The organism is Pseudomonas sp. NBRC 111123 (assembly GCF_001320205.1).
Lineage (GTDB): Bacteria > Pseudomonadota > Gammaproteobacteria > Pseudomonadales > Pseudomonadaceae > Aquipseudomonas > Aquipseudomonas putida_J.
The window spans coordinates 83,283-108,371 of sequence record NZ_BCAZ01000015.1 but is presented as its reverse complement, the minus strand read 5'-3'; the positions used below and the strand labels follow the sequence as shown (position 1 = coordinate 108,371).

General features: G+C 64.9%; 23 protein-coding genes and 1 riboswitch. Of the genes, 17 read left to right on the top strand and 6 right to left on the bottom strand.

Annotated features, from left to right (window positions below; all coding sequences use genetic code 11):
* From APH27_RS10560 to APH27_RS10550, 3 genes are all read left to right on the top strand, one after another.
* On the top strand, positions 1 to 1,981 hold a 1,981-nt coding region (locus tag APH27_RS10560; protein ID WP_156335872.1), incomplete at its 5' end, for an alpha/beta fold hydrolase.
* Between the two features lie 138 nt (positions 1,982 to 2,119).
* Positions 2,120 to 3,277, top strand: coding sequence for a macrolide transporter subunit MacA (macA, locus tag APH27_RS10555; protein WP_060484760.1), 1,158 nt, complete (start codon positions 2,120 to 2,122; stop codon positions 3,275 to 3,277).
* Between the two features lie 2 nt (positions 3,278 to 3,279).
* The gene (locus tag APH27_RS10550; protein ID WP_060484759.1) at positions 3,280 to 5,283 is read left to right on the top strand and encodes a MacB family efflux pump subunit; all 2,004 of its coding nucleotides are present in this window, start codon (positions 3,280 to 3,282) and stop codon (positions 5,281 to 5,283) included.
* A gap of 107 nt (positions 5,284 to 5,390) precedes the next feature.
* On the opposite strand, the gene APH27_RS10545 is transcribed toward APH27_RS10550, so the two are convergent.
* The gene (locus APH27_RS10545; RefSeq protein WP_027919289.1) at positions 5,391 to 6,032 is read right to left on the bottom strand and encodes a helix-turn-helix transcriptional regulator; all 642 of its coding nucleotides are present in this window, start codon (positions 6,030 to 6,032) and stop codon (positions 5,391 to 5,393) included.
* A 221-nt stretch (positions 6,033 to 6,253) separates the two neighbouring features.
* Between APH27_RS10545 and hisN the strand changes: the two genes are divergently transcribed.
* Positions 6,254 to 7,045, top strand: a complete 792-nt coding sequence (hisN, locus tag APH27_RS10540) for a histidinol-phosphatase (protein ID WP_060484758.1) — start codon at positions 6,254 to 6,256, stop codon at positions 7,043 to 7,045.
* Between the two features lie 212 nt (positions 7,046 to 7,257).
* Positions 7,258 to 7,989 carry a hypothetical protein gene (locus APH27_RS10535; RefSeq protein WP_060484761.1) on the top strand — a complete coding sequence of 244 codons (732 nt, stop codon included), beginning with the start codon at positions 7,258 to 7,260 and terminating at the stop codon, positions 7,987 to 7,989.
* 229 nt (positions 7,990 to 8,218) lie between these two features.
* On the opposite strand, the gene APH27_RS10530 is transcribed toward APH27_RS10535, so the two are convergent.
* Positions 8,219 to 9,103, bottom strand: coding sequence for an alpha/beta hydrolase (locus APH27_RS10530; protein WP_060484757.1), 885 nt, complete (start codon positions 9,101 to 9,103; stop codon positions 8,219 to 8,221).
* A gap of 277 nt (positions 9,104 to 9,380) precedes the next feature.
* On the opposite strand from APH27_RS10530, the gene APH27_RS10525 reads away from it, so the two are divergent.
* Together APH27_RS10525 and APH27_RS10520 are read left to right on the top strand one after the other, a co-directional pair.
* A complete protein-coding gene (locus APH27_RS10525; protein WP_256250575.1) occupies positions 9,381 to 9,602 on the top strand; it encodes a helix-turn-helix domain-containing protein in 222 nt (73 codons plus the stop codon).
* Between the two features lie 383 nt (positions 9,603 to 9,985).
* A complete protein-coding gene (locus APH27_RS10520; protein WP_060484755.1) occupies positions 9,986 to 10,942 on the top strand; it encodes an AraC family transcriptional regulator in 957 nt (318 codons plus the stop codon).
* A gap of 127 nt (positions 10,943 to 11,069) precedes the next feature.
* Here the strand turns inward: APH27_RS10520 and APH27_RS10515 are convergent, their stop codons facing one another.
* Both APH27_RS10515 and APH27_RS10510 read right to left on the bottom strand, forming a co-directional pair.
* Positions 11,070 to 12,221: an acyl-CoA dehydrogenase family protein gene (locus APH27_RS10515; protein ID WP_060484754.1), complete on the bottom strand. Its 1,152-nt coding sequence runs from the start codon at positions 12,219 to 12,221 to the stop codon at positions 11,070 to 11,072.
* A gap of 16 nt (positions 12,222 to 12,237) precedes the next feature.
* Positions 12,238 to 13,308, bottom strand: coding sequence for an enoyl-CoA hydratase/isomerase family protein (locus APH27_RS10510; protein WP_060484753.1), 1,071 nt, complete (start codon positions 13,306 to 13,308; stop codon positions 12,238 to 12,240).
* Between the two features lie 506 nt (positions 13,309 to 13,814).
* Between APH27_RS10510 and mdcA the strand changes: the two genes are divergently transcribed.
* From mdcA to madM, 9 genes are read left to right on the top strand one after another with little or no spacing between them, the layout of a single operon-like run.
* Positions 13,815 to 15,476 carry a malonate decarboxylase subunit alpha gene (gene mdcA / locus APH27_RS10505; protein WP_027919297.1) on the top strand — a complete coding sequence of 554 codons (1,662 nt, stop codon included), beginning with the start codon at positions 13,815 to 13,817 and terminating at the stop codon, positions 15,474 to 15,476.
* Positions 15,477 to 16,361 carry a triphosphoribosyl-dephospho-CoA synthase gene (locus tag APH27_RS10500; protein WP_060484752.1) on the top strand — a complete coding sequence of 295 codons (885 nt, stop codon included), beginning with the start codon at positions 15,477 to 15,479 and terminating at the stop codon, positions 16,359 to 16,361.
* A 1-nt stretch (position 16,362) separates the two neighbouring features.
* A complete protein-coding gene (locus APH27_RS10495; protein ID WP_060484751.1) occupies positions 16,363 to 16,662 on the top strand; it encodes a malonate decarboxylase subunit delta in 300 nt (99 codons plus the stop codon).
* Complete coding sequence (locus APH27_RS10490) at positions 16,655 to 17,503, top strand: biotin-independent malonate decarboxylase subunit beta (protein WP_060484750.1); 849 nt, start codon at positions 16,655 to 16,657, stop codon at positions 17,501 to 17,503. Before APH27_RS10495 ends, APH27_RS10490 begins: the two co-directional genes overlap by 8 nt.
* A complete protein-coding gene (gene mdcE, locus APH27_RS10485; RefSeq protein ID WP_060484749.1) occupies positions 17,500 to 18,291 on the top strand; it encodes a biotin-independent malonate decarboxylase subunit gamma in 792 nt (263 codons plus the stop codon). Before APH27_RS10490 ends, mdcE begins: the two co-directional genes overlap by 4 nt.
* 1 nt (position 18,292) lies before the next feature.
* Positions 18,293 to 18,907: a malonate decarboxylase holo-ACP synthase gene (locus APH27_RS10480; RefSeq protein ID WP_060484748.1), complete on the top strand. Its 615-nt coding sequence runs from the start codon at positions 18,293 to 18,295 to the stop codon at positions 18,905 to 18,907.
* Positions 18,904 to 19,824, top strand: coding sequence for a malonate decarboxylase subunit epsilon (mdcH, locus tag APH27_RS10475; protein ID WP_060484747.1), 921 nt, complete (start codon positions 18,904 to 18,906; stop codon positions 19,822 to 19,824). The genes APH27_RS10480 and mdcH overlap by 4 nt, the downstream gene beginning before the upstream one ends.
* Before the next feature lie 60 nt (positions 19,825 to 19,884).
* Entirely contained in the window at positions 19,885 to 20,307 is a 423-nt protein-coding gene (gene madL, locus APH27_RS10470; protein ID WP_060484746.1) for a malonate transporter subunit MadL, read from the top strand.
* 2 nt (positions 20,308 to 20,309) lie between these two features.
* A complete protein-coding gene (gene madM, locus APH27_RS10465) occupies positions 20,310 to 21,074 on the top strand; it encodes a malonate transporter subunit MadM (protein WP_027919305.1) in 765 nt (254 codons plus the stop codon).
* Between the two features lie 121 nt (positions 21,075 to 21,195).
* Here madM and APH27_RS10460 read toward each other — a convergent pair whose 3' ends face one another.
* Together APH27_RS10460 and fni are read right to left on the bottom strand one after the other, a co-directional pair.
* Positions 21,196 to 22,107 (bottom strand): LysR substrate-binding domain-containing protein, encoded by a 912-nt coding sequence (locus APH27_RS10460; RefSeq protein ID WP_060484745.1) that lies wholly within the window; start codon positions 22,105 to 22,107, stop codon positions 21,196 to 21,198.
* Positions 22,108 to 22,158: 51 nt separating this feature from the next.
* Positions 22,159 to 23,205 (bottom strand): type 2 isopentenyl-diphosphate Delta-isomerase, encoded by a 1,047-nt coding sequence (fni, locus tag APH27_RS10455; protein WP_060484744.1) that lies wholly within the window; start codon positions 23,203 to 23,205, stop codon positions 22,159 to 22,161.
* Between the two features lie 503 nt (positions 23,206 to 23,708).
* Positions 23,709 to 23,920: riboswitch (cobalamin riboswitch) on the top strand.
* A 99-nt stretch (positions 23,921 to 24,019) separates the two neighbouring features.
* On the opposite strand from fni, the gene cobW reads away from it, so the two are divergent.
* Positions 24,020 to 25,087: a cobalamin biosynthesis protein CobW gene (cobW, locus tag APH27_RS10450; protein ID WP_060484743.1), complete on the top strand. Its 1,068-nt coding sequence runs from the start codon at positions 24,020 to 24,022 to the stop codon at positions 25,085 to 25,087.
* Positions 25,088 to 25,089: the final 2 nt, after the last annotated feature.

The following is a 25,089-nucleotide window of genomic DNA, read 5'->3' as shown; positions in this document are numbered from 1 at the left end:
ACTGCCGGCGCCCGACGCCATCCAGGATCGCCCCTACGAAGCGCCGCAGGGCGAAACCGAAACCCTGCTGGCCGGCATCTGGTGCGAGCTGCTGGGCGTAGAGCGCGTAGGTCGCCACGACAACTTCTTCGAACTGGGCGGCCATTCCCTGGCGGCGATTCGCCTGATCGACAAACTGGGCAAGGCCGGCCTTGCAGCCGCGATCAACGACGTGTTCCAGCAGCCCAGCGTAGCGGCGCTGGCCCGGCACCTGGATGCCAGCCGCAGCGGCCAGGCTCAAACGGTCGTTACCGTGCGAGCCAGCGGTTCGCAGGTGCCGTTGTTCCTCGTCCACGAATTCACCGGCCTGGATTTCTACTTCCCGGTGCTGGGCCAGCACCTGCCAGGTGACTTCCCTATTTACGGCCTGCCGGGCATCCCGTGCGGTGAGGCACAACCGCGCACGCTGGAGTGCCTGGCACGTTACCAGATCGCGCAGATGCGCAAGGTCCAGCCCCGCGGCCCTTATCGTCTGGTGGGCTGGTCGTTCGGTGGCGTGCTGGCCTTCGAGATTGCCAACCAGCTGCGGGGTGTGGACGAAGTGGTCGAATTCCTGGGCCTGATCGACACCTACGTGCCACGCCTGGCCGATCAGGGCAAAGCCCGCTGGCAGGGCCCGCGCGCCTTGGAAAACCAGCTGCTACTCAGCTGCAACAGCTTCTGGCGCACCCAAGGCGAGGCCGGGATCGCGCCGCTGAAACAACTGCAGCGGCTGGAGGCCCGCCAGGCTGACTTTGCCAGCCTGCTCGCCAGCTGTCGCGAACACCATCTGCTCTACGGCCTGTGGTCGAGCATGAGCAATGCGCAGTTGCACCATTACTTCCAGCGTGAACTGGCCCACGGTTACGCCATGGCCCATTACCGCCTGGCTGCACTGGATGTACCGGTGCATCTGTTCCGCGCCGAGCAGGGCAGCGACAGCCTGTCGAGCCTGGGCTGGCGCGAGACGTTGCCGGCCCAGGCGCTGCTCGACATCGGTGTGCCCGGTGATCACCGCAGCATGATGCAGGCACCCCATGTTGCGGCGCTGGGCGAGGCAATGGTCCGGGTGCTCGGGCATCTGCCAGTGCCTGCCGAGCAGGCGGCCTATCAGCCATTGGTGGCAATTCAGAGCGGGCAACCAGGCCACGCGCCGGTGATCTGTGTGCCGGGTGCCGGCGATAGCGTCACCAGCTTCATCGGCCTGGCCGAGGCGCTGGGCCCGGACTGGCCGCTTTACGGCCTGCAAGCGCGGGGCCTGGATGGCAACCTGGTGCCGCACAGTAGCGTGGAGGCCGCCGCCGACTGCCACATGCAGGCCATTGAAGCGCTGTACCCGCAAGGGCCGCTCAACCTGGTCGGCCATTCGTTCGGCGGCTGGGTCGCGCATGCCATGGCTGCACGCTTGGAGGCCAAGGGGCGCCTAGTGCATTCGCTGACCCTGATCGACAGCGAGGCGCCGGGTGTGAGTGGTTCATGTGGCCGGCCTTACACCTTCGGCGAGGCGTTGGAAAAACTGATCCATGCACTGCAGTTGTCCACCGGCAAAGCCTTGGGCATCGAGCTGCTGGCCTTCGCTGAGGCCAGTGATGACGAGCAATTACGCCAGTTGCACGCGGCCATGGTGCGCATCGGCCTGCTGCCGGCCCGTTCGGCGCCACGGGCACTGGAGGGCACGGTGCGGGCCTTTGCCGCGGCGCTGCGTACCCGCTACCAACCGAGCCTGAGCTACAGCGGGCCAGCCGGGCTGGTGCTGGTGGACGACCCGAGCCTGGACGCGCCCGGCAACGCCCGCGAGCAGGCGGTGATGCATGCCGGCTGGCAGGCGCTGATGCCGCAACTGGCGCTGTGGCAGGGGCCGGGCGACCACTTCAGCATCCTCAAGGTGCCCGATGTGTTCAGCCTCGCGGCCTGGTGGCACGACGGCCAGGCACTCCAGCATGGCAAGGTAACCCAGCAATAGAAAGCGCCTCGGGCCTTGTGGGAGCGGGTTTACCCGCGAATGCGTCTGTGGCTTTACCGACGCATTTGCGGGTTGCCCCGCTGCCACAGGGTAAGAGACAAGCCGTTGATGAAGTGTTTTGAAGGGAAGCGAGTGTTCATGGATAAGTCCAGATTCCGCAGGTTCAGCCTCGGCGCCGCCGTGGCCCTGGTCGCCGGCATCACCCTGTATGCCGTGCAGGCTCCGGCCAAGCCGCCGCAGTACATCATCGCCACGGTCGAACGCGGCGATATCGAGAACGCGGTGCTGGCCACCGGCATGCTCGAAGGCATCAAGCAGGTGGATGTGGGCGCGCAGGTGTCCGGGCAGTTGAAGTCACTCAAGGTCAAGCTGGGCGACAAGGTCAGCGAGGGCCAGTGGCTGGCCGAGATCGACCCGCTGGTGCTGCGCAATACCTTGCGCCAGGCCGAGGTCGATGAAGAAAAACTGCAGGCCGAAAAACGGTCGACCCAGGCCCAGCTCAGGCAGGCCAGGCGGGTGTACGAACGTTACCGCGAACTGCAGGCCGACGAGTCGGTGTCGCGGCAGGACTTCGAGAACGCCGAGTCGGAATACGAGGTGCAGCAGGCCGCCGTGCGCTCGCTCGACGCACAGATTCAGAGCGCCCGGGTCGAGATCGACACGGCCCGGGTCAACCTCGGCTACACCCGCATCAATGCGCCGATCACGGGCCATGTGGTGGGTATCGTCACCCAGGAAGGGCAGACCGTGATCGCCAACCAGCTGGCACCGATCCTGCTCAAGCTGGCCGATCTTGACACCATGACCGTCAAGGCGCAGGTGTCCGAGGCCGACGTGATCCACATCACCCCGGGGCAGGCGGTGTACTTCACCATTCTTGGCGAGGACAAACGCTACTACGCCAAGCTGCGCGGCACCGAGCCTGCGCCGCAGAACTACGCGCAGAGCACCGACAAGAGCGACGGCAGTAGCGCCAAGCCCAAAGGCGCCGTGTTCTACAACGCGCTGTTCGAGGTGCCCAACCCCGATCACCGACTGCGTATTTCCATGACCGCCCAGGTGCACATCGTCCTCGATACCGCCACCGGGGTACTGACCGTGCCGGTGGCGGCGCTGGGCCTGCGCAACGCTGACGGCAGCTTCCCGGTGCGGGTGCTCGATGCCAAGGGGTTTGCCCAGGTGCGCGATGTGCAGACCGGCATCAACAACAACGTCAAGGTGCAGATCAAGGATGGCCTGACCGAAGGCGACCGGGTGGTGATCGGTGAGCCGGTATCTGGCGAAGCAGGGGCGTGAGCATGAACATGACTGTCGAGCTGACCCCGCACATGGCCGTCGCCAGCGGCCAGGGCGAGCCATTGCTGCGCCTGCAGGGTGTGACCCGCAGCTTCCTCGCCGGCGACCGCGAGTTCCTGGCACTCAAGGGCATCGACCTGCAGATCCGCAGCGGTGAACTGGTGGCGATCATCGGGGCTTCCGGCTCGGGGAAGTCGACGCTGATGAACATCCTCGGCTGCCTGGACAACGCCAGCAGTGGCAGCTACCAGGTCGGCGGCCAGGAAACCCGCGCATTGGACGACGATGCCTTGGCCGCACTGCGCCGCGACCACTTCGGGTTCATCTTCCAGCGCTACCACCTGCTGCCGCACCTGGATGCACTGCACAACGTCGAGATCCCGGCTGTTTATGCCGGGCTGCCCCAGGGCCAGCGCCACCAGCGGGCGCAGGAGCTACTGACCCGCCTGGGCCTTGCCGGGCACCTTGAGCACCGCCCAAGCCAGCTGTCCGGTGGCCAGCAGCAACGGGTCAGTATCTGCCGGGCGCTGATGAACGGTGGCCAGGTGATCCTCGCCGACGAACCGACCGGCGCCCTGGATACCGCCAGCGGCAAAGAAGTGATGAACATCCTGCTGGAACTGCATGCCGCTGGGCATACGGTGATCCTGGTGACCCACGACCCCAAGGTTGCGGCCCATGCCGAACGCATCATCGAAGTCAGTGACGGGCAGATCATCAGCGACCAGCACAACGCCCGTGAGGTATTGCCCACGCCCGTTGCCGAGCCAGCGCCCAAAGCGTATGCCACAGGGCGCCTGGTGGCCAGCCTGGGGATGTTCCGCGAAGCGTTCAAGATGGCCTGGATCGCGCTGATCTCGCACCGCATGCGCACCTTGCTGACCATGCTCGGGATCATCATCGGCATCACGTCGGTGGTGTCGATCTCGGCCATCGGTGAGGGCGCCAAGGGCTACGTGCTGAAGGACATCCAGGCGATCGGCAGCAATACCATCGACATCTATTCAGGCAGCAACTTCGGCGACAGCCGGGCCAAGACCATCGAAACCCTGCTGCCCGCCGACGTGGCGGCGCTGAACGCGCTGTACTACGTCGACAGCGCCACCCCCGTAATCGGCCAGAGCACCCTGGTGCGCTACCGCAACCTGGATGTCGATGTGCAGCTCAACGGCGTCAGCGAGCACTACTTCCAGGTGCGCAACATTCCATTGGCCGCCGGCATCGTGTTCAGCGCCGACGATGCCCGGCGCCAGGCCCAGGTGGTGGTGATCGACCACAACACCCGCAAGCGCCTGTTCGGCAGCAATGTCGACCCGTTGGGGCAGGTGATCCTGGTTGGCAACCTGCCGTGCACGGTGATCGGCGTGGCTGCCGAGAACAAGAACCTGTTCGTCGCCAGCAACCAGCTGAACATCTGGGTGCCCTACGAAACCGCTGCCGGCCGCGTGCTCGGCCAGCGCCACCTGGACAGCATCAGCGTGCGCATCAAGGACGGCGTGCCGAGCAAGCGCGTGGAAGAGGAAGTGACCAAGGTGATGCTGCAGCGCCATGGCACCAAGGACTTCTTCACCAACAACCTCGACAGCATCATGCAGACGGTGCAGAAGACGAGCCGCTCGCTGACCTTGCTGCTGTCGCTGATCGCGGTGATCTCGCTGGTGGTGGGCGGTATCGGGGTGATGAACATCATGCTGGTGTCGGTGACCGAGCGTACCCGGGAGATCGGCATTCGCATGGCGGTGGGGGCGCGGCAGTCGGACATTCGCCAGCAGTTTCTGGTAGAGGCGGTGATGGTCTGCCTGTTTGGCGGGGTGGTCGGGATCGCGTTGTCGTATGGAATAGGCTATCTGTTCGAGCTGTTCGTGAAACAGTGGGAAATGGTGTTTTCACCGGCATCGATCGTGATGGCTTTTGCCTGTTCGACCTTGATTGGCGTGGTGTTCGGGTTTGTGCCGGCGAGGAATGCGGCGCGGCTGGACCCGATCGAGGCCCTGGCCAGGGATTGAGGGTTGCCTGTGCCGGCCCCTTCGCGGGGGGACCCGCTCCCATCAGGATTGTGCTGCACCTGTGGGAGTGGGCTTGCCCGCGAGGGGCCGGTACAGGAAAAGAGGATTCAGGCCTCAGCGTACATCCAGCGCATCAACGAATGCCGCCCGCTGATCCCCAGCTTGATCGCCGCCCGGCGCAAGTAGCTCTCCACGGTATTCACCTTCAGTGCCAACCGCTCGGCCTGCTCTGGCGCGGTGTGCCCGGCCAGCAGCCCAAGGCACACCTGGCACTCACGCTGCGACAGCTTCAGCCCCGACTGGCCGATACGCTCCAGGAAACGCGCTTCGAGGCTTTCCGGTGCACTGCGTTCGGCGGTGGGCTGCAAAGCATCGATGTGTTTTTCCAGCATCGGCAGCAGCAGTGGCGAGATGTCATCCAGGCGGCTGCGTTCGTGGGCAGAAAAGCCATAGGTCGAGCCCGAGCGCAGCACCTGGATCTCATAGCGCGACTCGCCCTTGCGGCGGATCAGGTGCAGGCGTGACGGGTCGCTGAAGGCCCCTTCAGGGCAGGGGGCCGACGAGAACACGGTCTCATTGATCAGGGGCGAATCGTCGCTGCGTTCAGCCACCACAGGCAACTGGCGAATCTGCATGGCGTCGATGCTCAGGTGAGCCTGGATCAGGTCGTGCAGCATGCGCGGGAATTGTCGGCTGCCGGTGCTGGCAATGACTTTGCCGATCTGCGGATAGAGCAAGTGCGAATTCATTGTGTCATCCATGAGGTCCATTGGTGCAAATCCCGCTTGGCTGCCGGCCAGCATCCTGGGCCTGCCAAGGGAGGTGCTTGGTATCCTAGTACAACGATTGAGTGACCGTTAAATGAAGCGGCGATAATGGCAGAATAATGGCATCCATTTGTGGGCGTCTACTGCCACGCGGGTTGTCGGGTATGATGCAGCCCCGACATTTTCCCACGAGGCCTGCCCCCATGTCCCTGAGCGCTGAACAGATCGGCGAATTCCAAGCCTTTGCCGAACAGCTGGCCGATGCCGCTGCGCTGGCGATCCAGCCGTATTTCCGTGCCAGCCTGGAGGTCGAGGACAAGGGTGGGCGCCTGTACGACCCGGTGACCGTGGCCGACAAGGCGGCCGAGGATGCCATGCGTGAACTGATTCAGGCGCGCTACCCGGAGCACGGCATTCTCGGTGAGGAGGCTGGCGTGGCGGTGGGCAGCAGCCCGCTGACCTGGGTGCTCGACCCGATCGATGGCACCCGTGCCTTCATCACCGGCTTGCCGCTGTGGGGCACGCTGATCGCCCTGAATGACGGCACCCGCCCGGTAGTGGGCGTGATGAACCAGCCATTCACCGGCGAGCGTTTCGTTGGCACCCCGGCAGGCGCCTGGCGCAGTGGCACGCCGCTGAAAACCCGTGCCTGCACCGACCTGGCTGCGGCCACGCTGATGTGCACCACGCCGGACATGTTCGACACCCCCTCGCGCAAGGCGGCATTCGAAACGGTGGCCGGCAAGGCGCGGCTGATGCGCTATGGCGGTGATTGCTACGCCTACTGCATGTTGGCTTCGGGTTTTGTCGACGTGATCGTCGAAGCGAGCCTGCAGCCGTATGACGTGCAGGCGCTGATGCCGATCATCGAAGGGGCGGGCGGGGTGATCACCGCCTGGGATGGCAGCAGCGCGCAGAATGGCGGGTGTGTGGTGGCCTGTGGTGACCCGGCGCTTCATGCGCAGGTGGTGGAGATGCTGCGCCACGCCCTGTGAATGGTGGGGCGCCTGAACTGGCCCCTTCGCGGGCAAGCCCGCTCCCACAGGAACTGCACTGCCTTCAAGGGCAGTGATACTCCTGTGGGAGCGGGCTTGCCCGCGAAGAGGCCAGTTCAGGTTAACACCGCACTTTTTCCGAATTCCGGGTTCTATGCTTGGCCAGGCTGCACCGACTCCCAGTGCAGCCGCCGAATACGATCCCGGTGCCGATGGTTGCAAGCAACTCCCGATTCTTCCCAAGCCTGCTGCTGGCAGGCGCCCTGATTGGCCTGGCCGGCTGCAGCCAGCAGCAAGGCCACGACATTGTCAACCAGTTCGGTAACGGCAAGCCCAGCGAGCTGTTCCAGACCAGTGTCGACCGCATGGCCACGCTAGCCATGCGCGACAACTTGCAGAGCCTGTATCTGCTGATGAACAAGCTGTACCTGCGTAACCCCAACCAGTGGAAGATGTCCGGTTTCCTGGACGCCGCCACAGCCGAGCGGCAGATCCGCATCGCCATCGAGCAGCGTCAGCCCTTGCCGCAACTGGGCAACCGTCGCGACCTGGCCGCCCTGAGCTATGCCCTGAGCCCGGAGTTTCGCGGCGACCGGGTCGGTGCCTTCATCTACGCCATCGGCAGCATGCTGATCACCGCGCACGGCGGGCGTACCGAGTTCTACATGACCGATACCATCGACCCGCTGTTCGTCAACAACGCGGCGCGCAATATCGAGAAGGCGACCTGGATGCTCAGCCAGCGCCAGGATGCCAACGGGGTGTTGCTGCTGTTTTCCAACGAGATCTCGGAGGAGGGTAGCAACCTGAGTTTCGCCGTGGAGTTCGGCAAGATCGTGGCGCGGCTGGATTTGCTGGCTGAGTTGCTGGATGAGCGGTATCGGCGGATTGGGCTGAATTATGCGCAGAGTTTGCTGTTGATGAACTTCCTGCCTGTGCAGTAATGGCCTGCTCCGGGTTGGAGCAGGTGATTGCAAGCGCCTGAATGCCGAGGAATGGATCAGGCGAGCATAATCACGCTGCCATTCATCCCGGATATCAGTAGGCGTTTGCCGGGTTCGAAAATGCGTTGCTGCCAATGATCTTCCGTGAGATTTCCTGCTCTAGGATATAAGAAGGCATAGTGTCATTAAGGGGTGGCGGGAGTTATAAAAGCGATGTTGTCAATCTGGCCTAGAGCAGCCTCTCTATAGCTTGACGGTATCGTTGCCCAGCGAGGCTCATGCTGTTGTTGTGGCTGGCACCCGGGACCAGCAGCAGGGTCTTGGGCTGCTGCGCGGCATCGAACAGCGCCTGGCTGAAGCGGGGTGGCACGAAGCGGTCATCCAGGCCGTGCACCAGCAGCACGGGCAGGCCGACATCCTTGATCTTGTCCAGCGAATCGAACTTCTGGGACATCAACCAGTGCACTGGCAGTGACGTATTGGCAACCGCCGCCGCCGCATCGCCCAGTGATGTGAAGGTCGACTCCAGTATCAGGCCACGGGCCGGTGCTGTGCTGCCAGCTTGCTGTGCCTGGCGGGCCAGCTCGGTGGCCAGCTCGACAGCCACGGCGCCGCCGAGCGAATGGCCGAAGATCAGGCGCTTGCCGGCATCAGGCTGCAACTGCACGAAGCGCTCCCAGGCGATACGCGCATCCTCGTAGACCGTGGCTTCGGACGGCAGGTCGCCGCGGCTCTGGCCGAAGCCGCGATAGTCCACGGCCAGCACCGAATAGCCCATGGCATGCAGTTGCTCGATGCGAAACAGCTGGCCGGTAAGATTCCAGCGCACACCGTGCAGATAGAGGATGGCCGGCGCATTGGCGCGTTTGGCGGGCCACCACCAGGCATGCAGGCTCTGCTGGTCGGTGAAGCTGCGCGGGCGCAGGTCCAGTTCCTGCACCTCGCTGGGCAAGCCGTGGAACCAGCTGGCCTCGCCAGGTTCGATGCGAAACACCAGCTCGCGCTCCTTGTGCTGCAGCACCGCGCAGCCAGCGGGCAGGCCGATGACCATCAGGGTGGCGTACAACCAGGTCAACCAGCGCCGGCGCAGGTGAGTGAGGAGGAGGGTAGGCATGTTGGGTTTTTAACAGATGCGATGGGCTTGATGTCAGAAAAGTTACCGAGCGGCGCTATGGCTTGGTTGCAAGCTGTTTCTGGAGGTTCTGTGCTCTTCGGTCGGGTATCTTCGCGGGTGTGGGAGCTGGTTTACCCGCGAAAGGGCCCTTACCGGTAGATGGTCAGGCGTTGCGCAGCTGCTCCAGCCACGGCTGAAACTCTTCCAGCAACCACTCGCGCAAACGCCCGCAGCTGGAGTCGTGCTCTTTTCCTCGTTGAAGGCGAGGAAATGGAAAGTGTCCTTGCGCACCAGCGCCTGCTCGACCGGCCGTACCAGCAAACCTTGGCAGTTGTTGCAGCACACCAGCAAGTCGCTGACCGAGGTGGCGGTGGCCCGCGGGTTTATCAGTTTTCCGCACTTCTATCGGCGTTTTCGCGAGCTGTTTGCCATCGCACCGCGCCAGTTCCGGGCGCGCAGCCAGGGCTGGGCGGGGCGGCAGGAAGTGGCTGTGAACTGATTGAAGCTGGGATGGCGCTGCGTTTTTGTGGGAGCGGCCTTGTGTCGCGAACGGGCGGCAGAGCAGCCCCAAAAATTCGGAAGCAAGGCTGAAATCCTGGGGCTGCTCCGCAGCCCTTTCGCGACGAACCCACCGGCTTAGCGCAATGTCCGATTATCGCGCACTTCTGATCTGCCCACTGTCCGCTATCCGCCCACCCAATCCGAACATCTCATTGCCCAACCCTCGCCTTTTGCTTAGTGTTCACCTGTACGCCATTGGTCAGCTGCCCTCAGAAACCTGACTTCGGCTCGATAGAATGACCGTGAACGACCGCAATCACAGGCCTGCAGGGCCAGTAGGGCGCGGCGCCCAGAACAATAACGATACCGAGTGCCTTGCCTATGGAAAGCCGCCTGCTGAGCGAGCGCAGTAGCGTGTTCTATCACGCCGACCCTTATGCGGTGTCCGACTACGTCAACCAGCACGTCGGCCAGCACTGCATCGGCCTGGCGCGCACCACCCACCCGCAGGCCAGCCTCAGCCACCGCAAGTTCGCCGAACTCGACCTGTGCCGCATCAGCTACGGCGGCAGCGTGCGGGTTACCTCGCCGGCGCTGGAATCCATCTATCACCTGCAAGTGCTGCTCAATGGCAACTGCCTGTGGCGCGGGCACCAGCGCGAGCACCACTTGGTGCCGGGCGAGCTGTTGCTGATCAACCCGGACGACCCGGTCGACCTGACCTATTCCGAAGACTGCGAGAAATTCATCCTCAAGGTGCCGACCCGGCTGCTTGACACCATCTGCGACGAGCAGCGCTGGCAACGGCCGGATGGCGGCGTGCGGTTCCTGCGCAACCACTACCGGCTGGAAGAGCTCGATGGCTTCGTCAACCTGCTGGCCATGGTCTGCCATGAGGCCGAGGTCAGTGATTCGCTGCCGCGGGTGCAGGGGCACTACAGCCAGATCGTCGCCAGCAAGCTGATAACCCTGATGAGTACCAATATCCGACGGGAGAGCCTGGGTACGGCCGGGGCGAGCCTGGAGCGGATCCTCGACTACATCGAGCGCAACCTCAAACTGGAGCTGCCAGCCGAAGTGCTGGCAGAGCAGGCTTGCATGAGCTTGCGTTCGTTGTATGCGCTGTTCGACCGGCAGCTCGGCACCACGCCGAAACAGTACGTGCGCCAGCGCAAGCTGGAACGGGTGCATGCGTGCCTGAGTGATGCCAGCTGCGCGGTGCGCAGCGTGACCGAGCTGGCCATGGATTACGGCTTCCTGCACCTCGGGCGGTTCTCCGAAGTGTATCGCCAGCGGTTTGGCGAGCTGCCCTCGGAAACCCTCAGGCAGCGCCACTAGCGCTGACGCGCCCTTGTAGGAGCGGCATTGCGTCGCGAAAGGGCCGTGTAGCGGCCCCAGGGTCTCAGCGTCAAGGCAAAGATTGCAGGGGGCCGCTGCGCAGCCCTTTCGCGACGCAAGGCCGCTCCTACAAGGGGTAGTGCTTGAGTTCGCGTGCAATCAGCATGCGCTGGATCTCGCTCGACCCCTCGTAGATTTGCGTGATACGCGCATCGCGGTAGTAACGCTCGACCGGGTAGTCCTCCAGATAGCCATAACCGCCGTGCACCTGGATCGCCATCGAGCAGACCCGCTCGGCCATTTCCGAAGCGAACAGCTTGGCCTGGGACGCTTCCGACAAGCACGGCTTGCCCGCACTGCGCAGCCGCGCAGCATGCAGGATCAACAAGCGCGCAGCGTTCACCTGCACCTGCATGTCCGCCAGCAGGTTGGCGATGCTCTGGTGCTCGTTGATCGGCTTGCCGAACTGGATGCGATCCCGCGAATACACCAGCGCCGCCTCGAACGCGGCGCGGGCGATGCCCAAGGCCTGGGCGGCGATGCCGATGCGGCCGCCTTCGAGGTTGGACAGGGCGATGGCCAGGCCCTTGCCGCGCTCACCGAGGATGTTGGCTGCTGGAATACGGCAGTTGTCGAAGGTCACCGCGCAGGTATCGGAGGCGCGGATACCCATCTTGTGTTCGCTGCGGTCGACCTTGAAGCCTGGGTTGTCGGTGGGCACCAGGAATGCTGAAAGGCCTTTCTTGCCCAGCTCCGGGTCGGTGACGGCGAAGACGATGGCCAAGCCGGCGCGGCGGGCATTGCTGACGAACTGCTTGGCCCCATTGATCACCCATTCGCCATTGACCAGCTCGGCGCGGGTGCGCAGGTTGTGCGCTTCCGAGCCTGCCTGGGGCTCGGTCAGGCAGAAGCAGCCGATCACCTCGCCAGTGGCCAGGCGCGGCAGCCAGGCCTGCTGCTGTTCAGGGGTGCCGTAGGCGAGCAGGGGGCCGCAGCCCACCGAATTGTGGATGCTCATCATCGCGCCGGTGGCGCCGCAACCGGCAGCGATTTCCTCGACTGCCAGGGCGTAGGCCACGTAGTCGGTATAGCTGCCGCCAAACGCCTCGGGCACGACCATGCCGAGCAGGCCGAGCTCGCCCATCTTGCGCACCACGCCATCGTCGATCCAGCCGGCCTTTTCCCAGGCTTGCGCATGCGGGGCGATTTCGCCGCGGGCGAAATCACGGGCCATGTCGCGGATCATGATCTGCTCTTCGCTCAGTTCCAGGTCATGCATCTGTGTACTCCCGGGCTCACAGGCCTTCGAAGAATTGGTCGACCCGCTGGCGTGACAGCCCGGCCAGGGTTGGCGGGTTCCAGCGCGGCTGCTTGTCCTTGTCGATGATCAGGGCGCGCACGCCCTCGATGATGTCGCCGTACTGGAACCACTGGCGGTCGATGTGCAGCTCCATGGCGAAGCAGTCTTCCAGCGTCAGGTGACGGCCGCGGCGCAGCATCTCCAGGGTAACCGCCATGGCCAGCGGCGAGCGGCTTTCCAGCTGGTCGGCGGTGGCTACCGCCCAGGGGTGGGTGTCGCCGATGCTGACAGCGCGTAATTGCTCGATGATTGCCCCAAGGTCGGGTTGGGCGAAGAAGTGGTCGATGACCGGGCGCAGCTTTTCCAGTGGTGCGTCGTCCAGCACCTGGCTGCCAAGCTTGGCCAGCAGGTTCTGCAGGTCCTTGAGCGGGTGGTCGCCGAAGCGCAGCTGGTCGAGGCCTTCATCAAGGGCAGCGAGCTTGTCGCTTGGCAGGTACCAGTCGGCCAGCCCGCAGTACAGGGCGTCGGCGGCCTGGATCTGGGTGCCGCTGACGCCCAGGTAGGTGCCCAGTTCGCCCGGGATGCGCGACAGGAAATAGCTACCGCCGACGTCCGGGAAGTAGCCGATGCCGACCTCGGGCATGCCCAGGCGGCTGCGTTCGGTGACGATGCGCAGGTCGCAGCCCTGGGCCAGGCCCATGCCGCCGCCGAGGGTGAAACCGTCCATCAGCACCAGGACCGGCTTGCGGTAGCGGTGGATGACCAGGTCCAGGGCATATTCCTCGACGAAGAAGTCTTCGTGCAGGGTTTCGCCGGCCTTGTAACTATCGTGCAGCGAGCGGATATCGCCGCCGGCGCAGAAGCCCTTGGGGCCTTCGCCGCGCAGCACTACGGCCTGCACCTGCGGGTCTTCGGCCCATTGGTCGAAGTGCAGGCGCAGGTTGCGCACCATGTCCAGGGTCAGGGCGTTGAGGCCGCCAGGGCGGTTGAGGGTGAGGTGGCCAATCTGGTTGCGGACCTCGGCCAGTACATGAGCCGTTGCCGAGGTATGAGCGTGCGCGGTCATCGCGTTCTCCCTGCTTTGTTATTGATTTTCCAAGTGAAGTCTGGAGTGCGCTGGAGGATCGCTGGATCCTGGCATGCGAATTTGCCTTGCACAATCGATAATTCTGCAGGGGCATCGTGCGTTTTTGCCTTGATCCTTTCAGCGCTTGTGAAATCGAGCGCCGCCCGCGCGGCGCATCGCGGATAAATCCGCTCCTACATTTGTTGCAACGTACTGAACATGTTACGCCATGGTCGCTAGCCCTGGCGCATGACTTGACCCTTACAAACTGCTGACAACCATGGCTACACAGGCATGGCCACGTTGCAACAGATGTAGGAGCGGATTTATCCGCGATGCGCCGCGCGGGCGGCGCTCGATCTCGAACCCCCTGAAAAACCATCGCCATGCACCACTAACGGCAAACCATTACTCCAAGCGTAACGAACAGCCCCCCAGCTTGATTGATCCCCCAATCCTGCTCGCCCTAATGTGCCCCCACGACAGCGAACCCGTGGAGTCACCCAATGACCATAACGAAGAATCCACCGCCGCAATGGTCCAGGCGACGCGCCGAGAAGCAGCGCCGCCTGGACCGCGTCCGTCACCTGGCCGACGGAGTGGTGCTGCCCACCGAACGGATCGTCGAAGCCCTGGAACTGCTGATTGCCCCTGGCGACCGCGTGGTGCTCGAAGGCAACAACCAGAAGCAGGCCGACTTCCTCTCGCGCTCGCTGGCCAAGGCCGACCCCGAGCGCCTGCACGATCTGCACATGATCATGCCCAGCGTCAGCCGCGCCGAGCACCTGGACCTGTTCGAACGCGGCATCGCCCGCAAGCTCGACTTCTCGTTTGCCGGCCCGCAAAGCCTGCGTATCGGCCAACTGCTGGAAGACGGCCTGCTCGAAGTCGGCGCCATCCACACTTACATCGAGTTGTACTCGCGGCTGCTGGTCGACCTGATCCCCAATGTCACGCTGGTCGCCGGCTTCATGGCCGACCGCGATGGCAACCTGTACACCGGCCCCAGCACCGAAGACACCCCGGCGCTGGTCGAGCCTGCCGCCTTCAGCGACGGCCTGGTGATCGCCCAGGTCAACCAGCTGGTTGACCGCGTCGACGACCTGCCGCGGGTGGACATTCCGGCGTCCTGGGTCGACTTCGTGGTGGTCGCCGACCAGCCGTTCTACATCGAACCGCTGTTCACCCGTGACCCGCGCCACATCAAACCCGTGCATGTGCTGATGGCGATGATGGCGATCCGCGGCATTTACGAAAAACACCAGGTGCAGTCGCTGAACCACGGCATTGGTTTCAACACTGCCGCCATCGAGTTGATCCTGCCGACCTATGGTGAGTCGCTGGGCCTCAAAGGCAAGATCTGCCGCAACTGGACCCTCAACCCGCACCCGACCCTGATCCCGGCCATCGAGACCGGCTGGGTCCAGAGCGTGCATTGCTTTGGCACCGAGCTGGGCATGGAAGACTACATTGCCCAGCGCCCGGACGTGTTCTTCACGGGCCGCGACGGTTCGCTGCGCTCCAACCGCATGATGTGCCAGCTGGCCGGGCAGTACGCGGTCGACCTGTTCATCGGCGCCACCTTGCAGGTTGATGGCGACGGCCATTCCTCGACCGTCACCCGCGGCCGCCTGGCCGGCTTTGGCGGGGCACCGAACATGGGCCACGACCCGCGTGGCCGGCGCCACGCGACCCCGGCCTGGCTCGACATGACCGTGCCCGAGACCCTGCTCGAACGAGGCCGCAAGCTGGTGGTGCAGATGGTCGAAACCTATCAGGAAGGCGGCAAACCTACCTTCGTCGAAACCCTCGACGCTGTGGACGTGGCAAAGAAAGCCGGCATGCCCCTGGCGCCGGTGATGATCTATGGCGACGACGTCACCCACCTGCTCACTGAAGAAGGCATCGCCTACCTGTACAAGGCGCGCAGCCTGCAAGAGCGCCAGCAGATGATCGCTGCCGTGGCGGGTGTCACGGCCATCGGCCTGCGGCACGACCCCAAGGACACCCTGCGCATGCGCCAGCAAGGCCTGATCGCCTTGCCCGAAGACCTCGGCATTCGCCGCACCGATGCCAACCGCGAGCTGCTTGCCGCGCGCAGCATCGCCGACCTGGTCGAGTGGTCCGGCGGCCTCTACAACCCGCCCGCACGGTTCAGGAGTTGGTAAATGATGGCTTACGCAACCCCTGTAGGAGCGGCTTCAGCCGCGAAGAGGCCAGCCCGGCAAACCCAGCTCTCCCTGGCTGAGCGCCTGGCCGATCTGGCAACCGAAGCCCTGATCGACGAAGCTGACCTGTCTCCCAAACCTGGCTTGGTCGACCGCCGCAGCAGCGGTGCCCACCCCGACATGACGCTGGCCCTGATGCACGCCTCGGCGTTGGCCTTGTGGCCCTGCCTGCGGCAAATGGCCGAGGCTGCGCAGAACCACGGCCAGATCGGCCAGCCCCTGCGCATTGAGTTGGGCCGCATTGGCCGCGAAGGCGAAGCCGCCATGCTTGCCACAACAGGTGGCATCAACACCCACCGCGGCGCCATATGGGCGCTTGGCCTGCTGGTGGCTGCTCAAGCGCTGGATCCACAGGCCGAGCCCATGACCGTGGCGGCCCGTGCCGGTCGTATTGCCCTGATCGACGACCCGGCAGCGCCCCAGCAACCCAGCCACGGCGCTGCAGTGCGCCAGCGCTACGGCGCAAGCGGTGCCCGCGAACAGGCCCAGCAAGGTTTCCCCGCGGTGCTCGAACACGGCCTGCCACAACTGCGCCGCAGCCGCGCCAACGGTGCCAGCGAAAGCCAGGCTCGGCTGGACGCCTTGTTGGCGATCATGGCCGCGCTCAGCGACACCTGCGTGCTCTGGCGCGCCGGCCCGCAAGGCCTGCAAACCCTGCAAGCGGGCGCCCGTGCGGTGCTCGATGCTGGTGGCTGCGCCACCTTGGATGGCCGCCGCCAGTTACGCCTGCTGGATGCGCAACTGCTGCAACTGAACGCCTCACCGGGCGGCGCTGCCGATCTGCTGGCCGCCTGCCTGTTCCTCGACAAAGCCGGGAGCCTGTGAAATGGAAACCCTGAACTTTCAATTCCCCGCCGCCGAGCCTGGCCGTGGCCGCACCTTGGTCGGCTGCGTCAGCTCCGGCGACCTGGAAGTGCTGATCGAGCCCGGCAGCGCCGGCCGTCTGGACATCCAGGTGGTCACCTCGGTAAACGGCAGCAGCGCACGCTGGCAGCAGTTGTTCCAACGCCTGTTCGATGGCCGCACGCTACCTGCCGTGAAGATCGACATCCACGACTTCGGCGCCACCCCCGGGGTCGTGCGCCTGCGCCTGGAGCAAGGTTTCGAGGAGATTGCCCATGACTGACACCGCCCGCCTGCTGCAAAGCCGCAGCTTCGTCGAACTCGGCGCCCGCCAGCGTGCCCGCGCCTTGCTCGACGCTGGCAGCTTCCGCGAACTGCTCGGCCCGTTCGACCGCCTGATGTCGCCGTGGCTGCCGCGTCAAGGCATCGTGCCCCAGGCCGATGACGGCGTGGTCATCGCCAAGGGCCTGCTGAATGGCCGCCATACCGTGATCGCCGCCATCGAAGGCGCGTTCCAGGGTGGCAGCATGGGTGAGGTGGGCGGTGCCAAGATCGCCGGTGCCCTGGAACTGGCCATCGAGGACAACCGCAACGGTCTCCCCACCTGCGCGGTGCTGCTGCTGGAAACCGGTGGTGTGCGCCTGCAAGAGGCCAATCTTGGCCTGGCGGCTATTGCCGAAATCCAGGCAGCGATCGTCGAGCTTTGCGCTTATCAACCGGTGATCGGCCTGATCGCAGGCTCGGTCGGCTGCTTTGGCGGCATGTCCATCGCGGCCGGCCTGTGCAGCCACTTGCTGGTCACCCGCGAAGCACGCCTGGGCCTCAATGGCCCGCAAGTGATCGAGCAGGAGGCCGGTATCGCCGAGTACGACGCCAAGGACCGCCCGTTCATCTGGAGCCTGACCGGTGGCGAACAACGCTACGCCAGCGGCCTGGTGGATGCCTATGTGGCGGACGACGTCGACAGCATCCGCGAGCAATTGCTGCAACTGCTGGCCACGCCACCCTCCAACCGCGCGGGCCGCCATGTCTGGTTCCTCGAGCGCCTGGCCAGCCTGGGCGCCGATTGCCCGCAACTGGACGCCGCCGCCGTGCGTGCCCTCTATCAAGGAGAAGCCCAATGAACCGTGCCTTGAACTGGCTGCCGGGCCTGGCCGGTGGCGAACCACTGGCGGGCTATCCTGCCTCGCTGCAGGTGGTCGACGGCGAACTGGATAACCGCCTGGCACGTTTCATTGCCGTGGTACCGGACGCGCACAACCCGTTCCCACGGGCACGCACTGGCGAAGTCGGCCTGCTTGAAGGCTGGGGCCTGGCCAAGGCCGTGAGCGATGCGCTCGCGCTGGACCGCGAAGGCGAGAAGCGGGCCATCGTCGCGATCATCGATGTGCCGAGCCAGGCTTACGGCCGCCGTGAAGAAGCCCTGGGTATCCACCAGGCACTGGCCGGCGCCGTGCAGGCCTACGCTCAGGCACGGCTGGCAGGGCACCCGGTGATCGGCCTGCTGGTCGGCAAAGCCATGTCCGGCGCCTTCCTGGCCCACGGCTATCAGGCGCAGCGGCTGATCGCCCTGGATGACAGCGGGGTGATGGTACATGCCATGGGCAAGGCGGCGGCCGCGCGCATTACCCTGCGCAGTGTCGAACAGCTGGAGGCGCTGGCCGCCGAGGTGCCGCCGATGGCCTATGACCTCGCCAGCTATGCGTCACTGGGTTTGCTGTGGCGGCGCCTGCAGGTCGAGAGCGCCGACGCGCCAAGTGCCGCCGATATCGCACAGGTACGCGCCTGCCTGGCCGCGGCTGTACGTGATATTGGCCATTCGACTGACCTGAAATCGCGGCTGGACGGTGAAAACCGCAGTGCCTCCCGTGACGTACGTGCCCGCTTGCGCAGCCAGTGGCAGGAGGCTTGAGATGAGCTTGCCGCAGCCACATGACCTGCTCTGGGGCATGCCGCTGGCCGACTTGCCTGCCGATGCGCCTGCCTGGGCCGTGCAGGCTCTGGCCGCCGGGCAGCCGGTGGTGGTACGGCGTGCCGAATGCGCCTTTGGCTGGGTGGCAGTGGGCGTGCGGGGGCAGGGGCGGGAACAGCGCCTGGGTGCGCTGATGCGCTTGAGCGATGTGCAGCGGCAACTGCGCCCAGAGGCACTGCGCTGGGCGGGTGAAAGCCCCTGGCCAGCCATGCAGGCGCTGGCCTCGGTGACGCCCGTACTCGATGCCTGCGGGCTGGCCTGGGGGCCGACGGGAGGTGTGGCTTACCAGTTGGCCACCGGCTGCACTGTCGTGCATGGCGCCAGTGACCTCGACCTGCTGGTGCGCACGCCACAATTCATGACGCGGGCCAAGGCAAAGGAGCTGCTGGACATCCTCGATTGCGGCCCGTGCCGGATCGATGTGCAACTGGAAACGCCTGCAGGTGCCGTGGCCCTGCGGGAGTGGGCGGGGGTGGCGCGCCGGGTCCTGCTCAAATCAGCCCATGGCGCACGCCTGGTAGCGGACCCGTGGCACGCGCTGGAGTGTGCAGCGTGAGCAGTCTGTTCGCCTTCCCAGGCCAGGGCGCGCAACAGCCAGGCCTGTTGCAGCGCCTGCCTGAGGGTGCCTCGCTGCTGCTGGAAGAGGCCAGTGATGTGCTGGGCGAGCAGGTATTGGCGCTGGACAGCACTCAGGCGTTGCAATCGACCCGTGCCGTGCAGCTCTGCCTACTGCTGGCCGGGGTGGCTTGGGCACGCTGGCTGCTGCGGCGCAGCCCGGCACCGGAGTATGTTGCCGGGTTGTCGATCGGTGCTTATCCCGCCGCCGTGACGGCCGGCGCCCTGGCGTTCGCTGATGCAGTGCGGCTGGTGGCGCTGCGTGGCGAGCTGATGCAGCGTGCCTATCCGCAGGGCTACGGCATGACCGCCCTCAGCGGCCTTGACGTGAGCAGTGTCGAACACTTGCTGGCTGAAGTGGGCGGTGAGGTGTATTTGGCCAACCTCAACAGCGACAACCAGATCGTCATCGCCGGCAGCGATACGGCCATGGCCGAAGTCGCCGCCAGGGCTCGCGCTCGCGGCCAGGGCGTTGCCAGGCGCCTGGCGGTAAGCGTGCCGTCCCACTGCACGTTGCTCGACGGCCCGGCCCGCGAACTGGCGGCTGCCTTTGCCGGTGTCGAGCTGCGCCGCCCACGCATTACCTACCTCAGTGGCAGCAGTGCGCGGCCGATATTCGACCCACAACGCCTGCGCGAAGACCTGGCCGGCAACATGGCGCGGCTGGTCGACTGGCGTGCTACGTTGCGCAACGCCTATGAACGCGGCGTGCGTCTGCACCTGGAAATGCCGCCGGGCAGCGTGCTCAGCGGCCTGGCCCGTCCCGTGTTCGAACAGGGCAGGGTGCTGGCCCTCGAAGCCACCCGCTGGGACACCGTCGACGCGCTGTTGCGTCAGGAGGTGGCCGACAACCGATGACGGCGCTGCAACTCGAAGAACAACAACAAGCAACTTCGACTCAAGCTGAGGACAACAACAATGATCATCTATGGTGTGGCTCTGCTGGCGGTATGCACGCTGGCCGGCGTAATCGTCGGCGACTTCCTGGGCGTGCTGCTGGGCATCAAATCCAATGTGGGCGGGGTTGGCATTGCCATGATCCTGCTGATCTGCGCACGGCTGTACATGCACCGCAATGGCGGCATGAGCAAGGAATGCGAGTTCGGCGTCGGCTTCTGGGGCGCGATGTACATCCCGGTGGTGGTGGCCATGGCCGCCCAGCAGAACGTGGTCACCGCCCTGCACGGTGGGCCGGTGGCACTGCTGGCGGCCATCGGTGCGGTGCTGGTGTGCGGGCTGACCATTGCCGTGATCAGCCGCAGCCATCGCGGCGAGCCGTTGCCGGCGCCTGAGGCGCCTGAAGTCGCCACTGCGCAGGTTGCCCCTGCAGGAGGGCGCTGATCATGTGGCCGATCATTGACAATGCCCTGGAACACAACGGCCTGATCACCGCCTTCGCGCTGGTCGGCGGGATCATGTGGTTGTCGGTGTTGCTGTCGAAGTACCTGACGTTTGGTCGGGTGCACGGCTCGGCGATCGCCATCGTCATCGGCCTGGTGCTGGCCTGGGTCGGCGGTACCGTGACTGGCGGGCAAAAAGGGCTGGCCGACATGGCGCTGTTCTCCGGCATCGGCTTGATGGGCGGGGCCATGCTGCGCGACTTCGCCATCGTCGCAACGGCCTTCGAGGTGCAGGCCACCGAAGCACGCAAGGCCGGGTTGATTGGGGCGGTATCGTTGCTGCTGGGCACGGTGCTGCCGTTCATCGTTGGTTGCGCGGTGGCCTATGCCTTCGGCTACCGCGATGCGGTGAGTATGACCACCATCGGCGCCGGGGCAGTGACGTATATCGTCGGGCCGGTGACCGGGGCTGCGCTTGGGGCGAGCTCGGATGTGGTGGCGCTGTCGATTGCCACCGGGTTGATCAAGGCGATTCTGGTGATGGTGTTCACGCCGGTTTCGGCGCGGTTGCTGGCGCTGGACAACCCGCGTTCGGCCATGGTGTTTGGTGGGTTGGCGGGGACTGTGTCGGGCGTGACGGCAGGACTGGCGGCGACCGATCGGCGGCTGGTGCCCTATGGTGCGCTGACGGCCACCTTCCATACCGGGCTTGGGTGCTTGATGGGGCCTTCGATTCTGTATTTCTGCGTCAGAGGGTTGGTGGGCTGAGATCCTGGGGCTGCTTTGCAGCCCTTTCGCGACCCAAGGCCGCGCCTACAGGGATCGCGACCGACTGTAGGCGCGGCCTTGGGTCGCGAAAAGGGCCGCAAAGCGGCCCCAGCAGCCTGGCTCAATTGGCCCGGCTATACATCCGGCACTCTGCCAACAAGGCCAACAAATTCGGCTCGCGCTCCCGGGCCTTGAGAAACACCACCCCGATATGCTGCTGCAACCGATACCGTGCCTGCAGTGCTATCAACTTCACGCGGTTCTCGTACACCGCCGCGATCCGCCCCGGCAGCAGGGCAAACCCCACTCCCGAGCTGACCATGCTCAGTAGCGTGAAGATGTCGTTCACCTGCATCGCCACCTTCGGCTCGAACCCCGCCTGCTGGAACACCCGTGCACCGTCGCGGTGGGTGGCAAAGCCTTGGGTCAGGGTGATGAAGGTGGAGTCGGCGAGGTCCGCCAGGTCCACTTCCTGCTGCTCGGCGAACGGTGAATCGGTGGGCACGGCGAGGAAGATGTCGTCTGAGAACAGCGGCAGCTGTTCGCAAGCCGGGTCTGCCGCGCTTTCATCCAGTGATACCAGAATGGCTTCGAGCTCATGGTTCTTAAGGCGTTGCAACAGGTCGACGTTGGAGCCGAGCGTCAGGTCGATGTTGAGTTCGCTGCGCCGCAGCTTCAGGCCCATCACCAGCTTGGGCACGGTCTTGACGGTCAGCGAATACAGCGCGCCGAGGCGAAAGCGCTCGGCATAGAAACCGGCGGCCTCGCGGGTCTGGCGCACCATCTGCTCGGCGTCCTGGATCAGCTGGCGGGCTTTCTTTTCCAGCACGTAGGCGCTTTCCAGCGGGATCAGCTGGCGGCCTTCGTGCTTGAAAAGCGGGCAGCGCAGGGCGCTTTCCAGTGAGTGGATGGCGCGGTGCACGCTGACTGCACTGGTGGACAGTTCGGCGGCGGCGCGGCCGAGGTTGCCGCTGCGCATGAAAGCGAGGAAGGTCTCGAGCTTTTTCAGGGTCAGTTCTTCGTCGATCAGCATGCGCGTGGCCCAGCGGCAAGGGAGGCGATGATCATGCCACAGCAACGTGCCTCATGGCGGCGGCAGGTTGTTTGCCAGCAAGCGTGCCCGGCGCAGTTGCGCAAGGTTGCGCGAGCCGGTGCAGAAGCAGGCGATGCGCAACTGGACCAGGAGAATATCGAAGTGCTCCACCACGGCCTGGGTGGAGATCATGGCTGCATTCAGTACGTTGGCGGCCTGGCCTACCAGGTCGGCGCCGAGGCGGATGGCCTTGGCGGCATCGACGCCGTTGGCCACACCGCCGGAGGCGATCAGGCCGATTTCCGGCACGGCGCGGCGTACGGCGAGCAGGCATTGTGCGGTCGGGATGCCCCAGTCGGCAAACGCCAGGGCGATCTCGCGCTCTGCGGCGTTGCCGGCGCGTTCGGCTTCCACCGCTGCCCAGCTGGTGCCGCCAGCGCCGGCCACGTCGATCATGGCGACGCCAGCATCGCAAAGCATGCGCGCCACGCTGGGTGATATGCCTGCACCGACTTCCTTGACGATCACCGGCGCCGGCAACTGGGTGGTCAGGGTTTCGATGCGTTTGAGCACGCCGCGCCAGTCACGGTCGCCTTCTGGCTGTACGGCTTCCTGCAGTGGGTTGAGGTGGATGATCAGGGCATTGGCTTGCAGGGTGTCGACGGCACGACGCGCCAGGTCCAGGCCATCTGCCTCTCGCAACTGGGCGGCGCCGAGATTGGCCAGTAGCGGCACATCCGGTGCCAGGCGTCGCAGCTCGCTGGTCAGGCCTTGGTCGTGGCCACTGCGCAGGCTGACGCGTTGCGAACCCACACCCATGGCGATGCCGAGTGCCTGAGCAGCTTCAGCGAGATGCTGGTTGATGAAGCGTGCGCGTTCGGCGCCACCGGTCATCGAGCTGATAAGCAGCGGGGCGAGCAGGGCGTGGCCGAACAGCTCGGTGCTCAGGTCGATATCGTCCAGGGCCATTTCCGGTAACGCGCAGTGTTCGAAGCGCAGTGCCGACCAGCCTGGGTCGACGCCGTGGGCGCTATTGCTGGTGGCCAGAACGATATCCAGATGATCGTCCTTGCGTTGACTCAGCGGGTTTTTCTTCATGCCGGCTCCGTTTCGAGGGGGCAGCAGTTGTACAGCGTGGGTTGTCTCGTATAGATAAGCTGAAAATCGGTACCACATCAGGCAGCAGCGGGTGCCGGGGGTTCATTCGGCGGTTGGAGTGGGGGCGCAAAGGTGTACGCGTAGAGGCTGGCAGGTGTTCGCCGAGCGTGTTGCAGCGCCTATGCGATCGAGCGCCGCCCGCGCGGCGCATCGCGGATGAATCCGCTCCTACGTCTGTTTCGGGCCAGTCATTCCTGCACCATTGGTGCGCGCCCTCTTGGCAAATGGCTGGAGACCAATAGGGTGGCGGCAGCGATATCTCCGATATCGAATGAAACAAACAAGGCCGACGGCGGTGACCTCACAGAAGCGTCTGGCCCGAAACAGACGTAGGAGCGGATTCATCCGCGATGCGCCGCGCGGGCGGCGCTCGATCGCTTAGGCGCTGCAACGCTTTGGGCAACCACCTGCCCGCCAACAGTTGACCACCCGCCACCCCCCGCGTAGCCTTGCGACTTCGAGGTTCTTCGGCCATGCCGAAGCTAAGACGGGAACGCGGTACAAGCCGCGGCTGCCCCCGCAACTGTAAGCACCGACAATGGATCGACACAGCCACTGCGCCAACGTGCGGGAAGGCGTCATCCCCCTGGTTTCTTCCCTGAGAAGAACTGGAACGGTGCAAGCCAGGAGACCTGCCTCGAGACGATTTCGACTTTCAACCGGGCGGGGTGATCCGGTGGCGAACGAGCCCGGCCGGCCTGGCCCGCGGCTTTCGTCCCGTGTGCCCGCGCCAACTTGCCAAGGGCAACGCGACATGAAAACACTGGCCAAGCTCCCCGTCACCATCGTTACCGGCTTCCTCGGCTCGGGCAAGACCACCTTGCTGCGCCACATGCTCGACAACGCCCACGGCCGCCGCATCGCGGTCATCGTCAACGAATTCGGCGAGCTTGGCATCGACGGCGAAATCCTCAAGCAATGCAGCATCGGTTGCACCGAGGAAGAAGCCAGCGGCCGCGTCTATGAACTGGCCAACGGCTGCCTGTGCTGCACCGTGCAGGAAGAATTCTTCCCGGTAATGCGCGAACTGGTCGCACGCCGCGGCGACCTTGATCACATCCTTATCGAAACCAGCGGCCTGGCACTGCCCAAGCCACTGGTGCAAGCCTTCCAGTGGCCGGAAATCCGCAACGCCTGCACCGTTGACGCGGTCATTACCGTGGTCGACAGCCCAGCCGTGGCCGCCGGCACTTTCGCCGCCTACCCAGAACAGGTCGACGCGCAACGCAAGCTCGACCCCAACCTGGACCACGAATCGCCGCTGCACGAACTGTTTGCCGATCAGCTGGCCAGCGCCGACCTGGTGGTGCTGAACAAGGCCGACCTGATCGACGCCGAAGGCCTGGCCAAGGTCCGTGCCGAAGTGGCTGAGGAGTTGCCGCCAGCGGTCAAGGTGATCGAAGCCAGCAGCGGCCGGCTGCCGCTGGACGTGCTGCTGGGCGTGGGCGCAGAGTCCGAGGTGCACATTGATGGCCGCCGCACCCACCACGACTCCCACCATGACGGCGACGATCATGACGATCATGACCACGACGCCTTCGACTCGATCTCCATCGACCTGCCCGAAGCTGACGAAAGCCTGCTGCTCGATGCCCTGACCCAGCTGGTAGTGGAGTTCGGCATCCTGCGCGCCAAGGGCTTCGCGGCGATCCCTGGCAAACCGATGCGCCTGTTGGTACAGGGCGTGGGCACCCGTTTCGACAAACACTTCGACCGCGCCTGGCGCGCCGACGAGCCACGCATCACCCGCCTGGTGCTGATTGGCCAGGACCTCGATGCCGTGCAACTGGAAGCGCGCCTGCGCCAGGCCCTGGGCGCCTGACC

Excerpts from the sequence above, each read along its gene's own strand:
- macA (WP_060484760.1), top strand. The coding sequence starts at position 2,120 with ATGGATAAGTCCAGATTCCGCAGGTTCAGCCTCGGCGCCGCCGTGGCC.
- APH27_RS10550 (WP_060484759.1), top strand. The coding sequence starts at position 3,280 with ATGAACATGACTGTCGAGCTGACCCCGCACATGGCCGTCGCCAGCGGC.
- APH27_RS10545 (WP_027919289.1), bottom strand. The coding sequence starts at position 6,032 with ATGAATTCGCACTTGCTCTATCCGCAGATCGGCAAAGTCATTGCCAGC.
- hisN (WP_060484758.1), top strand. The coding sequence starts at position 6,254 with ATGTCCCTGAGCGCTGAACAGATCGGCGAATTCCAAGCCTTTGCCGAA.
- APH27_RS10535 (WP_060484761.1), top strand. The coding sequence starts at position 7,258 with ATGGTTGCAAGCAACTCCCGATTCTTCCCAAGCCTGCTGCTGGCAGGC.
- APH27_RS10530 (WP_060484757.1), bottom strand. The coding sequence starts at position 9,103 with ATGCCTACCCTCCTCCTCACTCACCTGCGCCGGCGCTGGTTGACCTGG.
- APH27_RS10520 (WP_060484755.1), top strand. The coding sequence starts at position 9,986 with ATGGAAAGCCGCCTGCTGAGCGAGCGCAGTAGCGTGTTCTATCACGCC.
- APH27_RS10515 (WP_060484754.1), bottom strand. The coding sequence starts at position 12,221 with ATGCATGACCTGGAACTGAGCGAAGAGCAGATCATGATCCGCGACATG.
- APH27_RS10510 (WP_060484753.1), bottom strand. The coding sequence starts at position 13,308 with ATGACCGCGCACGCTCATACCTCGGCAACGGCTCATGTACTGGCCGAG.
- mdcA (WP_027919297.1), top strand. The coding sequence starts at position 13,815 with ATGACCATAACGAAGAATCCACCGCCGCAATGGTCCAGGCGACGCGCC.
- APH27_RS10500 (WP_060484752.1), top strand. The coding sequence starts at position 15,477 with ATGATGGCTTACGCAACCCCTGTAGGAGCGGCTTCAGCCGCGAAGAGG.
- APH27_RS10495 (WP_060484751.1), top strand. The coding sequence starts at position 16,363 with ATGGAAACCCTGAACTTTCAATTCCCCGCCGCCGAGCCTGGCCGTGGC.
- APH27_RS10490 (WP_060484750.1), top strand. The coding sequence starts at position 16,655 with ATGACTGACACCGCCCGCCTGCTGCAAAGCCGCAGCTTCGTCGAACTC.
- mdcE (WP_060484749.1), top strand. The coding sequence starts at position 17,500 with ATGAACCGTGCCTTGAACTGGCTGCCGGGCCTGGCCGGTGGCGAACCA.
- APH27_RS10480 (WP_060484748.1), top strand. The coding sequence starts at position 18,293 with ATGAGCTTGCCGCAGCCACATGACCTGCTCTGGGGCATGCCGCTGGCC.
- madL (WP_060484746.1), top strand. The coding sequence starts at position 19,885 with ATGATCATCTATGGTGTGGCTCTGCTGGCGGTATGCACGCTGGCCGGC.
- madM (WP_027919305.1), top strand. The coding sequence starts at position 20,310 with ATGTGGCCGATCATTGACAATGCCCTGGAACACAACGGCCTGATCACC.
- APH27_RS10460 (WP_060484745.1), bottom strand. The coding sequence starts at position 22,107 with ATGCTGATCGACGAAGAACTGACCCTGAAAAAGCTCGAGACCTTCCTC.
- fni (WP_060484744.1), bottom strand. The coding sequence starts at position 23,205 with ATGAAGAAAAACCCGCTGAGTCAACGCAAGGACGATCATCTGGATATC.
- cobW (WP_060484743.1), top strand. The coding sequence starts at position 24,020 with ATGAAAACACTGGCCAAGCTCCCCGTCACCATCGTTACCGGCTTCCTC.